Below are 12624 nucleotides of genomic sequence, written 5' to 3' on the forward strand. Positions count from 1 at the left end.
CCAAGAAGACCCTGCCTTCGTCTCTACGCACTACTGCGTAGGGTTGAGAAATGATGCCGGTGTCCATGGTCGGACGCGCCGGCGAGCTTGCCGAGCTCGACCGCGCGTGGTCCGTCGTGTCGGCGGCCGGCCGCTCGGCGCCGACCGTCGCGGTGATCACCGGCGCGGCGGGAGTGGGCAAGAGTCTGCTGGTCGCCGCCGCTGTGGACGCCCTCACGCCTCGTCCCGCGATGATCCTCTCCGGGGCCGCCCGGGTGCACGGCCCGGCCCCGTACGACTGGTTGGCCGCCGTGCTCACCGGGCGCGACACCGGTCGACTCGCCCTGCCGTCGGACGCGCTGGCGTGGCTGGCACAGCAGCCCACCGCACCCCGGGAGCGGTACGCGCCCGGCACCCTGCTGCGACTCGCCGTGCGGACCGTCCAGTTGTTGGTCGGCGCCGGCCCGGCCGTTCTCGTGGTGGAGGACCTGCACGCGCTCGACCCGGCCAGCGTCAACCTGATCGGCGAGCTGGCCACAGTGGCCGAACTGCCCGCCCTGCTGGTGGTGGCCAGCCGGCCGGCCGCCGACGCGGTGGCGCCGGAGCTGACGCGTCGTGCGCTCGCCCGGCTCAGTGGGGTCCGGGGAGCCGTCCGCCAGCACCTCGGCCCGCTGCGCCAGGCCGAGGTCGCCGAGGTCCTCACCCAGGTGTACGAGGGCTGCGACCCGTCCGACCGGCTGGTCGCCTCGCTGTGGCGGTGCACCGGCGGCAATCCGTACGCGCTGACCGAGTTGCTGGCCGCGCACGCCGGAGACGGGCCGGAGGCGTTGCTCCGGCGACTGCCCGAGCCGCGCCCACCGGTCGACCCGATGGCGACGGTCGAACCGATGGCGGCGGTCGACCCGGAGTTGACCGCCCGGGAGGTCGAGGTGCTGGGCTGCCTGGTCGACGGGATGTCGAACAAGCAGGTCGCGAAGGCGCTCGGCATCTCGGTGCGCACGGTCACCGTGCACGTGTCGAACCTGCTGCGCAAGACCGGCTCGGCGTCGCGGACCGAGGTGGCGCTCTGGGCGGTACGCCGCCGGCCGCCGGTGCCTGCCCCGGTGGACTGAGGCGGTCAGCGGCGCGGATAGCGCAGCAGCAGGCTGGCGGCGACCTCCTCGTCACCCACCGCCGCGTACGTGTGTGGGACGTCCGACACCCAGCGGAGGTGACCGCCGGCCGAGGCGGTCAGCGGCGCGTCGGCCGGGCCTGCGCGCAGCACCCCGGCGAAGACGGTGACGTGTTCGGTGACGCCCGCCTGGTGGGCGGGGGAGAGCTGCCCGGGCCCGGGTGCGACCCGCATCCGGTACAGCTCGTAGGTCGCGTCGGTGTCGGTGAAGACCTCCAGCAGCGTGGCGCTGACCGCGGTGCCGTGCACTGTGGGCTCTTCGGATGGCTCGGCCAGCACACCGGTCAGCGGTACGCCGAGTTGCACGGTGACCGCCCAGAGCGTCTCCAGGGTCGGGTTGCGGGTGCCGTGCTCCAGGCCGGAGAGGGTGGCCTTCCCGACGCCGGCGAGTCGGGCGAGTGCGGACAGCGAGATCCCCCGCTCCTCGCGCAGCGCGCGGACCCGGCGACCGACGACGGCGGGGTCGACATCGAGGTTCGGGCGGCGGGCTGGTGGTGGGTGCGGCACCCGGCTATCGTCCTACACGCTGTCGTTCCGTAAACGGAACGGCCGGGGGAGGGTGGGGATGGCCGGACGTGTGCAACCGGTGCTGGCCGGCGTGGTCACCGCGCTGGTCGGCTTCGCCAGCTCGTTCACCGTCGTGCTGGCCGGGCTCCGTGCGGCTGGCGCGTCGGACGCGCAGGCCGCCTCCGGTCTGCTGGCCCTCTGCGTGGCGTGCGGGCTCGCCGCCGCCTGGCTGGGCTGGCGACACCGGATACCGATGAGCGTGGCCTGGTCCACGCCGGGTGCGGCGCTGCTGGTCGCGACCGGGCCGCCCCTGGGCGGATGGCCGGTCGCGGTGGGCGCCTTCCTCGTCTCCGGTGCGCTGATCGTCGCGGCCGGGCTGTTCCCACCACTCGGCCGCGCGGTGGCCGCCATTCCCAAGCCGGTGGCCGGCGCGATGCTCGCCGGGGTGCTGTTGCCGCTGTGCACCGCCCCGGTCCGCGCGCTGGTCGAGTTGCCCCTGGTGGCCGGGCCGGTGGTGGTCGGCTGGCTGCTCCTGCACCGGTTCGCCCGCCGCTGGGCGGTGCCCGGCGCGCTGGTCGTGGCGGTGGCGGCGATCGCGCTGACCACCCCGCCGGCCGGTCTGACCGGTGCCGCGCTGGTCCCGTCGGTCACGCTGACCGCGCCGGCCTGGAACGTGTCCGCGCTGGTCGGGCTGGCCCTCCCGCTGTTCCTGGTCACCATGGCCGCGCAGAACGTACCCGGCATGGCCGTGCTGGTCGGCTACGGCTACCGGCCGCCGTTCGGCGCCGCGCTGCGGGCCACCGGCCTGGCCAGCCTGCTCGCCGCCCCGGCCGGTGGGCACGCCGTGAACCTCGCGGCGATCACCGCCGCGCTCGCCGCCGGCCCCGACGCGCACCCCGACCCGGAGCGCCGGTGGGTCGCCTCGGTCACCGCCGGCGTCGGGTTGGCCCTGCTCGGGTTGGGTGCCGGCGCGGCCACCGCACTGGTCGCGGTCGCCCCACCGATCCTCATCGAGGCGGTCGCCGGGCTGGCCCTGCTGGGCGCCCTCGCGACCGCGCTCGCCTCGGCGGTGACCGACCCGGAGACCAGGGAGGCCGCAGTGGTCACCTTCGTGGTGACCGCCTCCGGGATGACGCTGATCGGTGTGGGCGGCGCGTTCTGGGGCCTGGTCGTGGGCTGCCTGATGCTGCTGCTCTTCCGCCGCCGCCGACCCGCCGAGGGGCCGGACGAGCCCGGCCCCGCTGCGCCGGGGCAACCCGCCTCCGCTGCGCCGGACCAGCCCGCGCTCGCAGCGCCGGAAAGATCCACTCGGGGTTCATGAAATCGGGGTGTCCTAAGGCTCCGGACGCCCCGATTTCCTTGAACCCGAGTCGATCACGCTGGTGGGGCTACTCCTCTGGCGGCAGGTCGGCCACACCCACGGCGAGGAGGACCCGGCCGTCGGCCACCGACCCGATCCGGTCGGCTGGCACGTACACCGCGCCCGTGCGGGTCAACTCGGTCGAGACCTTCAGATAGCCGCTGTGCAGCAGCCGCGCCGCCAGGTCGGCCGGGACGTCCGGCTCCTCGACGGCGGTCGCCTCGATCAGCTCGTCCAGGCTGCTGCCCGGGTCGGCGGTCGACGTCTGGACGGTCACCGCGTTGGGGTCGCCCCGCTGGACGAGGTCCACAGTCCCGACCTCGGTGCCGGCTGAGTCGATCACCGGCATCCCGGTGGTGATCCGCGAGATGGTCGCCTGCTGCTCGTCCTGCTGGTCCATCCCACCGCGGTTCCCAGGGCGATACGCCGCTAAACGCCGTCACCGCCCGACCCGCCGCCCGGGCAGCGGAGGTCGCGGGCGGCTGGGGCAGCCCACGAGTGGCAGTCGCGGGCGGCGCATGAGGGTGATGGGCATGATCGCCACCGAACTGCGGGTGCCGGGGTGGCGGGGGACGACGGACCGCGGCCGGTTGCTCAGCTGTTCGGGAGGGTCCAACTGCCCGGCGGGCGTGGAGACAGCTCCCGCCAGGTGTCCGGGCCGTCGAGAAGCGCCCGGACGGTGTCCTCGGCCTCGTCCGCACTGCCGTACTCGTAGAACCGGGAGATGCCCTCCGCGCCGCCGGCCCGCTGCTCGACGTGCCACCGGTCGGCGTCCACCCGCAGGAAGACGTCCCGCCGGGCCAGCCGCCCCCACTTCCCGTTCCACCAGTGCTTTCGCTGCTCCATGGCGGGACTCTATCGAACACACGTACGAGAAGATGCGGCCCCTGCGGGAATCCCGCAGGGGCCGATGTGCATCTCGTTCAGGTCAGCGCGGCGCCGGGGGTTCGGTCCGGCGGCCCAGCACGTCGTCGAGTGCCCCACGCTGCTGGCCCGGGGTGCTGTGACCGGCGGAGACCAGCGCGTCCCGGATCTCGGTGAGCAGCTTGACCTCCTCGCTCGGCGCCGCCGGCGGCGGCTCCTCGCCCCGCTGCCGACGCTCGGCCAGCTTGTTCATGGGGAACACCACGAAGAAGTAGAGCACCGCGGCGGTGAGCAGGAAGGTGATCAGGGCGTTGATGAACCCCGCCCAGTCCATGTAGTTGCCCTTGGTGATCTCCCACCTCCCGGCCGACAGGCCAGTGCCCCCGCCGAGTGCCTTGATCAGTGGTTCGAGGAACGACTTGGTGAGCTGGGTGACCACGCCCGTGAACGCGGCACCGATCACGATGCCGACCGCCAGGTCGACGACGTTGCCGCGCATGATGAAGTCTTTGAAGCCCTTGAGCATTCGTACTCCTGAAGTGTCCGCTTTTCTGTCCGGCACAACCTATGCCCGTTCGGCGGGTTCCAGAAAAGCGCCGGCTTCGAGCGCGGCCCGGCTGGGATCGCCGGCCCGGATCGCCTCGACCAGTCGGGTGTGGTCGACGTAGCGCTCGGGGGTGAGCGCGCCTCCCATCGCCTCGGCGACCGTGCTGCGCAGGGCGGTGCCGACCGAGGCGTACAGCTCGGCGAGCATGGCGTTGTGCGCGGCGGCGACCACCGCCGTGTGCAGCGCCGCGTCGGCCTCGACGAACGCGTCGACCCGGCCGCCGTGCCAGGCGGCCTCGCGCTCGGCGAGCGCGCCGTCGAGCGCCGCCAGGTCCTCCGGTGTACGCCTCAGCGCGGCGAGCCGGGCGGCCTCCACCTCGAAGGCCCGGCGCACCTCGATGACCTCGGTCATCCGGTCGTCGCCGAGGCGGCGGGCCACCACTGGTGCCAGCTCGTCGGTGGACACCACGTACGTGCCGGAGCCCTGCCGGCACTCCAGCACCCCGGCGTGCACCAGGGCTCGGACCGCCTCGCGGACCGTGTTGCGCCCCACGCCCAGCGCGGCGACGAGCTGTGGCTCGGTGGGGATGCGCCCGCCGACCGGCCACTCACCGCCCAGGATCCGGGCGCGGAGCTGCTCGGTCGTCTGCCGGACGCGGTGGCCGCGAGGTGGCACGGCGGGCTGGCCGTGGGGCGGCACCGGCGGGGCGGAGGGGAAATCAACCGACGGTGGCACTGGTTACATCACCGGTCCCAAATTCATCCCATGATTGTAGGTTAGAGGCCATGACCCCGCCACCAACCGCCGCTCCGGCGCCGCCCGCTCCCGTCACCGCCCGCCCGACGCGGGACCCCGACACGGGTCGACGGACGCACCCGGCGACCGGTGGCGCGCTCGTGCTGGTCGGGATGCTGCTGGTCGCGCTCAACCTGCGGGCCGTGGTGACGAGCCTCGGCGCGCTGCTCGATGAGGTCCGCGACGGGCTGGGCCTCTCCGGCGCCACCGCCGGTCTGGTCACCACCCTGCCGACCATCGCGTTCGCCGGCCTCGGCGCGCTCACCCCGTGGCTGGTCCGCCGGGTGGCGCCGGCCCGGGTGCTGGTGGTCGCCATGCTCGCCCTCGCCGTCGGTCAGGTGCTCCGGGTCATCACCGACTCGACCTTGGTGTTCGTGCTCACCAGCGCCCTCGCGCTGTCCGGCATCGCGGTCGCCAACATCCTGCTGCCGATGCTCGTCAAGCAGCACTTCCCGCACCGCACCGGCCTGGTCACCGGCGCGTACACGATGGCGTTGACAGTGGGCACGACGGTGGCCGCCGCCTCCGCGGTGCCGATCGCGCACGCCTTCGGATCGTGGCGGGCCGGGCTTGGCGTCTGGGCCGCGATGGCCGCGGTGGCCGTACTCCCGTGGGTGCCGCTGGCGCTGCGGACCCGGGCGGGCGCGCGGCGGGCGACCCCGACGGCGGTCGCCGCAGCGCCGGTACGGGTTCGGCCGGCGCGCACCCGGCTCGGCTGGGCGATGGCCGTCTACTTCGGGGCGCAGTCGCTCAGCGGGTACGCGATCATGGGCTGGCTGGCCCAGTTGTTCCGCGACGCGGGCTACCAGCCGGAGTCGGCCGGGCTGCTGCTCGCCGGGGTGACAGCGCTCGGCGTGCCGATCGCGCTGGTGATGCCCACCCTGGCCGGCCGACTGGGGAGCCTGCGCCCGCTGGTGCTCGGGCTGACCACCGCGTCGACGCTGGCCTACCTGGGTCTGGCCCTCGCGCCGAACCGCGCCGCGCTGCTCTGGGTCGCCCTCCTGGCGATCGGGCAGGGCGCGTTCCCGATGATCCTGACCGCCATCGGTCTACGTGCCCGCACCGCAGAGGGCACCGTCGCGCTCTCCGCGTTCGCGCAGAGCACCGGGTACGTGATCGCCGCTCTCGGCCCGCTGATGGTCGGCATCCTCTACGAGGTGACCGGGGGCTGGACCGCGCCGATCGGGTTCCTGCTGGGCGCACTCGCCGTGCAGACCATGGCGGGCCTGGCGATCGCTCGTCCCCGCTATGTCGAGGACGAGTGAAACCGCAACGCTCAGGAGGAAGCCGGCGTCGGTTCGCCGGCGACTGCCTCATCCACGGTGGGGTAGGTGTGCAGCACCTCGACCAGCCCGCTCACCTCGAGGATGCGCAGCACCCCGCGCTGTGGTGCGGCCAGCCGGACCACGCCGCCAGCCTCGTCGCAGCTGTTCTTGGCGCGGACGAAGACCGACAACCCGGTCGAGTCGCAGAACGAGACGTCCGCCAGGTCGAACACCAGCCGGCTACGGCCCTTGTCGAGCAGGTCGGTGATCTGGTCCTGAAGCTGCGGTGCGGTGGCCATGTCAAGCTCGCCCGCCACCGACACGACGACCACGTCGCCGCGCTGTTCCGTGTGCACCGTCAAGGACATTCGCCAGACCTCCTGTTATCGGGGGAACGGTATCCCACGACCGGGGTCGTACGCAGAACGGGAGGCAGGATCCGGTGGCCGTCGTCATTCCGTTGCTACGGGGCAACTAGTTGATCAGGCCCCGGTGATAGAGTCCGCCCGGTCCAGGTCAAGGGGGTTCGAAATGGCGTTGAGCACCGAAGAAAGTGGTCGGCTCGCTGCGCTACTCAGCGGGCAGGGCGAACGGGTCACGACTCGGTGGACCGAGATCGTCACCAGTTCGTTGCGGGGCCGGCTGAGCCAGGCCGAGTTGCGCCGTCAGGTCGAGGACCTGCACCGTGCCGTCGTCGCCACCGGTCAGCAGGGTGGAATCGATCTGGCCAGCGAAAACGCGGCCGAGTTGCGGGCCGCGCTCTCCGAGTTGTCCCGTGGTCGGGCCCGGCAGGGCTTCTCGGCCACCGAGACCACGATCAGCATCTTCGCGCTCAAGGACGTGCTGGCCGAGCTGGTGCAGGAGGCCGGCGGACCAACCGCGTTGCACGACTTCGTCGCCTTCTCCAAGCTGGTCGACGAGATGGGCCTGTTCACCTTCGAGAGCTTCGTCCGCACCCGGGAGAGCCTGATCGCCGACCAGGCCGAGCAGCTGCTCGAGCTCTCCACGCCGGTGGTCAAGCTCTGGGAAGGCGTGGTCGCCGTCCCGCTGGTCGGCACCCTGGACTCGGCCCGGGCCCAGGTGGTGATGGAGCGGCTGCTCCAGACCCTGGTCGACACCGGCTCCCCGTACGCGATCATCGACATCACCGGCGTCCCGGCGGTGGACACCCAGGTCGCCCAGCACATCCTGAAGACCGTGGTGGCCGCCCGGCTGATGGGTGCCGACTGCATCATCTCCGGCATCCGTCCGCAGATCGCGCAGACCATCGTCGCGCTCGGCATCGAGTTCGGCGACATCGCCACCAAGGCGAGCCTCGCCGATGCGCTGCGTCACGTGCTGCGGCTCAGCGGGGTGGAAACCGCCCGTCGCCAGCCGCGTCGGGGCGTCTGATGGAGCGCGTTCCGATCCTCAAGATCGGCGACATCCTGCTCGTCTCGATCCAACTGGACATGTCCGACCAGACGGCCGTACAGCTCCAGGAGGATCTCGCCGAGCGGATCGTGGACACCGGCTGCCACGGCGTCATCATCGACATCACCGCGCTGGACATCGTCGACTCCTTCGTCGGGCGCATGCTCTCCACCATCGCCTCGATCTCCAAGGTGCTCGACGCGGAGACGGTGGTGGTCGGGATGCGCCCAGCCGTCGCCATCACCCTTGTCGAACTGGGGTTGTCGCTGAACGGCATCCGTACCGCGCTGAACGTCGAGCGCGGCATGGAACTGATCGCGGCTGCCCACGCCGACGAGCTCGATGACCAGCTCGACGACGATCCGGACGCCGAGACGGCTACGACGTGACCGCGGACATCGACCTGGGCCACCCGCAGGCGCAGGTGATCCAGAGCGATGAGGACGTGGTGCGCGTCCGGCAGTTGGTTCGCGCCGTTGCGGTGGCCGTCAAGCTGTCCCTCGTCGACCAGACCAAGGTGGTCACCGCGGCGAGCGAGTTGGCCCGCAACACCCTTGTGTACGGCGGTGGCGGCTCGGTCGAGGTGACGACCGTGGACAACGGCCGACGCAAGGGCGTCCGGATCGTCTTCGCCGACTCCGGGCCGGGCATCGCCGACCTGAATCTGGCCATGACCGACGGCTACACCAGCGGCGGAGGGCTCGGCCTCGGGCTGAGCGGGTCCCGCCGGCTGGTCGACGAGTTCGAGATCGAGACGTCTCCGGAAACCGGCACGCGGATCACGGTCACCAAGTGGTCCCGGTGAACGCCGAGGCGGTTACCGACAGTGGCATCTGGTTCCGGGTGGAGGCCAGCAGTGCGGCGAGCGCCGTCCGGCGCGCCGCCGAACGCCTCGGTGCGCAGGTCGAAATGGGTGCGGCGCGCATCGCCGACCTGGCCATCGTCGCCGCCGAGCTGACCAGCAACCTGGTCAAGCACGCCGACGAGGGAGTGCTGCTGCTCCGGCCGGTGCGCCGTGCCGGGCAGGCCGGCGTGGAACTGATCGCCATCGACTCCGGGCCCGGCATGGCCGACCTGACCGTCTCGTCCCAGGACGGGCACTCCACCACCGGCACCCTCGGCATCGGTCTGGGCGCCATCGTGCGGCAGGCCAGCTGGTTCGACGGATATTCGCTGCCCGGCAAGGGCACCGTCCTCGCCGTGCAGGTCTGGCCGGCGGAGCCGGCCCGGCCGTCCTGGGCCGGCGCCCTCACCCGACCGCTGACCGGTGAGACGGTAAGCGGCGACGGGTACGCCGTCCGGATCGTCGACGGACGGCACCAGGTGCTGGTCAGCGACGGGTTGGGGCACGGCCCGCTCGCCGCTGCCGCCACCGAGGCGGCACTGGCCGCCTTCCGGGACGCCCCGGCCGGCCCACCGGCGGTGGTGGTCGGTCACCTGCACCGGAGCATGTCGCACACCCGTGGCGCGGCGCTCGCGGTCGCCGAGCTGGCACCGGCTGCCGGTGTGCTGCACTACGCAGGCCTCGGCAACATCGCCGGCGCCGTCGTCGAGGGCAACGGTCACCGGCGAGGGCTGGTGTCGCTGCCCGGCATCGCCGGTCACCAGCGGCCGACGATCCGGGAGTACGACTACCCACTCGCTCCGGGCGCCCGGCTGGTGATGCACAGCGACGGGGTGGTCGACCGTTGGCGGTTGGCCGACTACCCGGGCCTGGCGCAGCGGTCCCCGCTGGTCATGGCGGCGACTCTCCTGCGCGACGCGGGTGTGCGACGTGACGACGCCTGCGTACTGGTCGCGAGGTCCTGGACATGACCGGCGAGCCGGCTGCGCTGCCGCTGTTGCAGATGGCGCTGCGGGTCGAGCAGGACATCTTCGTGATCCGCCAGCGGGGCCGCGAGGTGGCGGCGGTGGTCGGTCTGGAACACCAGGACCAGGTTCGGATCGCCACCGCGCTCAGCGAGGTCGCCCGGGACCTGTTGCGGACGACCGGCGGTGCGGACATCTCCTTCCACATCGACGCGGGCATCGACGGCCGGTTCCACCTGCGGGCCGACCTGGCCCCGGTGGCTCCGCTCCCGGACGGCCGCTACCAGCCGCAGTCCGGCGCGGTGTCCCGACTGGTCGACACGTTGAGCGTGTCGACCGTCGGTGGGGTTACGGTCGTGAGGATGTCCCGACGAGTTCCGGCCAGCGCGCCGACGCCGACACCGGAGCGGCTCGCCGAGTTCCGCGCCGAACTCGGTCGTACCGCGCCGGGCAGCGCGCTGGACGAGTTGACAGTGCAGAACGGGCAGCTGATCGCCGCCCTCGACGAGGTGCGCAGCCAGCGCGACGAGCTGGCCGTGCTCAACGAGGAGCTGGCCGAGACCAACCGGGGTGTGCTGGCGCTCTACAACCAGCTCACCGAGGAGTTGGAGGAGACCAACCGCGGTGTCGTCGCCCTCTACGCCGAGCTGGACGAGAAGTCGGCCCAGCTCCGTGCGGCGAGCGAGTCGAAGAGCCGGTTCCTCGCCAACGTGAGCCACGAACTGCGCGCCCCGGTCACCGCGATCATCGGGTTGGGGCGGCTGCTCACCGACTCCGCCTCCGACCCGCTCACCGACGAGCAGGGCCGCCAGATCGACCTGATCCGCTCGTCGGCGGCGGATCTGCTCAATCTGGTCAACGAGCTGCTGGACCTGGCCAAGGCGGAGTCCGGCCGGATCGAACCGGACCTGACGGACGTCGACCTGCGGTCGGTTCTCGGTCAACTGCGCGGCACGATGCGCGCGCTGGCCACCCGCCCGGAGGTCGCGCTGGTGGTGGAGGAGCCGACCGCGCCGACTCTGCTGCGCACCGACGAGGTGCTGCTCGGCCAGGTGCTGCGCAACCTGCTGCACAACGGGTTGAAGTTCACCCAGCGCGGTGAGGTGCGGCTGCGGGCCCGCCAGCACGGCGACCGGTGGACCTTCGAGGTCACCGACACCGGGCCCGGCATCGCCGCCGAGCTGCACGACCGGATCTTCGAGGAGTTCTACCAGGTGCCGGGCGCCACCCGGGTCGGCGGCACCGGCCTCGGCCTGCCGTACGCCCGGCGGTTGGTGACACTGCTCGGCGGGTCGCTGGAGCTGACCAGCGAGCCGGGGCGAGGCAGCACATTCACCGTGTCCCTGCCCACCGGCGGGGCGTGACAGCATGGACGGCATGCCGGCAACCATCCTGGTCGTCGACGACAGTCGTACCAAGCGTTACCTGCTGGTCAGCTGGCTGACCCGGGCCGGGTTCACAGTGCTGGAGGCGGAGAACGGCGCCGAGGCGCTGGCTCGGGTCGAGGTGGACCGGATCGACCTGGTCGTCCTCGACGTCCGATTGCCGGACCTGAGCGGGTTCGAGGTCTGCGAACAGATCAAGATCCGGCATCCGGCGATGCCGGTGATCCACGTGTCGGCGCACGCCGTGGACGTGGCCGACCGTGCCCAGGGGCTGACCCGGGGTGCCGACGCGTACCTGACCGAGCCGATCGAGCCGGAAGAGCTGATCGCCACCACGCGGGCGGTCCTGCGCTACTACCAGGCCCGGCAGCGCGCCGAGCTGCTCGCCGAGCGGCTGCTCGGGCTCGCCGACACGACAGTTGCGGTGCACGCCGCACCAACCTTCGCGCGTCTGCTGGAGGCCGCCGCCGAGGGCGCCGCGCAGATCTTCAAGAGCCCGGCGGCGGTGATCGCCGAGACCTTCGACGGTGACTGCATCGCGGGAATCTGCGCCGGCCCCGGCGCGGTGGCCACTGTGGTGCCGTGGGTCGTCGACGACACCGGGGTGCCGACCGGCGCCACGGTCCGGGTGCAGACCCCGCAGAGCTGGGCGCTGGTCGAGTGGCCGACGGACGACACGGTGACAGTCGCCGCCGCCCGGCTGCGCGAGGACCGGGCCCCGCTGTACGTGGTGGTCCCGACCGCCACCCAGACCGCTCGGACCCCGGTGCTCAAGCAGCTCGCTCAGGCGGTGGCGGCGGCCGTGGAGGGGCAGCGCTCGTTCGACGAGGAGCACCGGATCGCGGTCACCCTCCAACGCAGCCTGCTCCCGCGCGGGCTGCCCACCGTCGCCGGACTGGACCTCGCGGTGCGCTATGAGCCGGCCAGCGCACGGACCGAGGTGGGCGGCGACTTCTACGAACTGGTGATGCTCGACGGGCACCTGCTGCTGGCGATCGGAGACGTGGCCGGCCACTCTTTGCACGCGGCGACCGTGATGGCCGAGCTGCGGCACGCGGTGCGGGCGTACGCGGTCGAGGGGCACCAGCCCGGAGAGATCCTGCACCGGGTCAACGAGCTGATGCGGACCCTGCTGCCCAACGAGATCGCCACACTCTGCGTGCTGCTGCTGCACCCACCGACCGGGCGGGTTCGGCTGGCCAGCGCCGGGCATCTTCCGCCGGTGCTCAGCATGGACGGCAAGGTCGAGTTCGTGCAGCACTCCGCGCCGCTGCTCGGCGTCCGCGCACCTCGCCCGGACGACCTGGAGTTCGTGGTGCCGGCCGGGGCCACGCTGGTGTTCTACACCGACGGGCTGATCGAGCGGCGGGACGCGACCATCGACGAGGGGCTGGCAGCGCTCGCCGGGGTCTGCGCCACCGTCGACGACGACCTGGACCGCTTCTGCGCCCGGCTGCTGGTGGAGTTGGCCCCACCGGAGATCCAGGACGACGTCGCCGTGGTCGTCCTGCGCCGCCGCTGAGCCGGCG

15 protein-coding genes are annotated in these 12624 nt (G+C 72.4%); 9 read left to right on the forward strand and 6 right to left on the reverse strand.

Annotated elements, in window-relative coordinates:
• Nucleotides 1–50 precede the first annotated feature (50 nt).
• A complete protein-coding gene (locus AC3CF1_RS20920; RefSeq protein WP_488451090.1) occupies nt 51–1091 on the forward strand; it encodes a helix-turn-helix domain-containing protein in 1041 nt (346 codons plus the stop codon).
• Between the two features lie 5 nt (nt 1092–1096).
• Here the strand turns inward: AC3CF1_RS20920 and AC3CF1_RS20925 are convergent, their stop codons facing one another.
• Complete coding sequence (locus AC3CF1_RS20925; RefSeq protein WP_328368278.1) at nt 1097–1657, reverse strand: XRE family transcriptional regulator; 561 nt, start codon at nt 1655–1657, stop codon at nt 1097–1099.
• Nucleotides 1658–1715: 58 nt separating this feature from the next.
• Between AC3CF1_RS20925 and AC3CF1_RS20930 the strand changes: the two genes are divergently transcribed.
• The gene (locus AC3CF1_RS20930; protein ID WP_488451091.1) at nt 1716–2978 is read left to right on the forward strand and encodes a benzoate/H(+) symporter BenE family transporter; all 1263 of its coding nucleotides are present in this window, start codon (nt 1716–1718) and stop codon (nt 2976–2978) included.
• Between the two features lie 67 nt (nt 2979–3045).
• Here the strand turns inward: AC3CF1_RS20930 and AC3CF1_RS20935 are convergent, their stop codons facing one another.
• The 4 genes from AC3CF1_RS20935 to AC3CF1_RS20950 form a co-directional block, all read right to left on the reverse strand.
• Nucleotides 3046–3417 (reverse strand): hypothetical protein, encoded by a 372-nt coding sequence (locus tag AC3CF1_RS20935; RefSeq protein ID WP_088951050.1) that lies wholly within the window; start codon nt 3415–3417, stop codon nt 3046–3048.
• Nucleotides 3418–3611: 194 nt separating this feature from the next.
• A complete protein-coding gene (locus AC3CF1_RS20940; protein WP_088951051.1) occupies nt 3612–3863 on the reverse strand; it encodes a hypothetical protein in 252 nt (83 codons plus the stop codon).
• 82 nt (nt 3864–3945) lie between these two features.
• Nucleotides 3946–4407, reverse strand: a complete 462-nt coding sequence (mscL, locus tag AC3CF1_RS20945) for a large conductance mechanosensitive channel protein MscL (protein WP_488451092.1) — start codon at nt 4405–4407, stop codon at nt 3946–3948.
• 39 nt (nt 4408–4446) lie between these two features.
• Complete coding sequence (locus tag AC3CF1_RS20950) at nt 4447–5127, reverse strand: FadR/GntR family transcriptional regulator (RefSeq protein WP_210928266.1); 681 nt, start codon at nt 5125–5127, stop codon at nt 4447–4449.
• Nucleotides 5128–5213: 86 nt separating this feature from the next.
• Between AC3CF1_RS20950 and AC3CF1_RS20955 the strand changes: the two genes are divergently transcribed.
• Nucleotides 5214–6488, forward strand: a complete 1275-nt coding sequence (locus AC3CF1_RS20955) for an MFS transporter (protein ID WP_210792021.1) — start codon at nt 5214–5216, stop codon at nt 6486–6488.
• An 11-nt stretch (nt 6489–6499) separates the two neighbouring features.
• Here the strand turns inward: AC3CF1_RS20955 and AC3CF1_RS20960 are convergent, their stop codons facing one another.
• Nucleotides 6500–6856: an STAS domain-containing protein gene (locus tag AC3CF1_RS20960; RefSeq protein ID WP_088951054.1), complete on the reverse strand. Its 357-nt coding sequence runs from the start codon at nt 6854–6856 to the stop codon at nt 6500–6502.
• 163 nt (nt 6857–7019) lie between these two features.
• Here AC3CF1_RS20960 and AC3CF1_RS20965 point away from each other — a divergent pair, with 163 nt between their 5' ends.
• Genes AC3CF1_RS20965 through AC3CF1_RS20990 form a run of 6 tightly spaced genes read left to right on the forward strand, consistent with a single transcriptional unit; the run spans nt 7020 to nt 12617 of the window.
• Nucleotides 7020–7880 carry an STAS domain-containing protein gene (locus tag AC3CF1_RS20965; RefSeq protein WP_141907554.1) on the forward strand — a complete coding sequence of 287 codons (861 nt, stop codon included), beginning with the start codon at nt 7020–7022 and terminating at the stop codon, nt 7878–7880.
• The gene (locus AC3CF1_RS20970) at nt 7880–8290 is read left to right on the forward strand and encodes an STAS domain-containing protein (RefSeq protein ID WP_088951056.1); all 411 of its coding nucleotides are present in this window, start codon (nt 7880–7882) and stop codon (nt 8288–8290) included. The genes AC3CF1_RS20965 and AC3CF1_RS20970 overlap by 1 nt, the downstream gene beginning before the upstream one ends.
• Nucleotides 8287–8706, forward strand: a complete 420-nt coding sequence (locus AC3CF1_RS20975; protein ID WP_099849810.1) for an anti-sigma regulatory factor — start codon at nt 8287–8289, stop codon at nt 8704–8706. The genes AC3CF1_RS20970 and AC3CF1_RS20975 overlap by 4 nt, the downstream gene beginning before the upstream one ends.
• On the forward strand, nt 8694–9716 hold the full coding sequence (locus AC3CF1_RS20980; protein ID WP_488451093.1) for a SpoIIE family protein phosphatase: 1023 nt from the start codon (nt 8694–8696) through the stop codon (nt 9714–9716). Before AC3CF1_RS20975 ends, AC3CF1_RS20980 begins: the two co-directional genes overlap by 13 nt.
• Nucleotides 9713–11074: a sensor histidine kinase gene (locus AC3CF1_RS20985; RefSeq protein WP_488451094.1), complete on the forward strand. Its 1362-nt coding sequence runs from the start codon at nt 9713–9715 to the stop codon at nt 11072–11074. The genes AC3CF1_RS20980 and AC3CF1_RS20985 overlap by 4 nt, the downstream gene beginning before the upstream one ends.
• A 4-nt stretch (nt 11075–11078) precedes the next feature.
• Nucleotides 11079–12617, forward strand: a complete 1539-nt coding sequence (locus tag AC3CF1_RS20990) for a SpoIIE family protein phosphatase (protein WP_328849221.1) — start codon at nt 11079–11081, stop codon at nt 12615–12617.
• Nucleotides 12618–12624: the final 7 nt, after the last annotated feature.

The sequence above is a fragment of the Micromonospora sp. MGP-C2 genome, assembly GCF_057766525.1.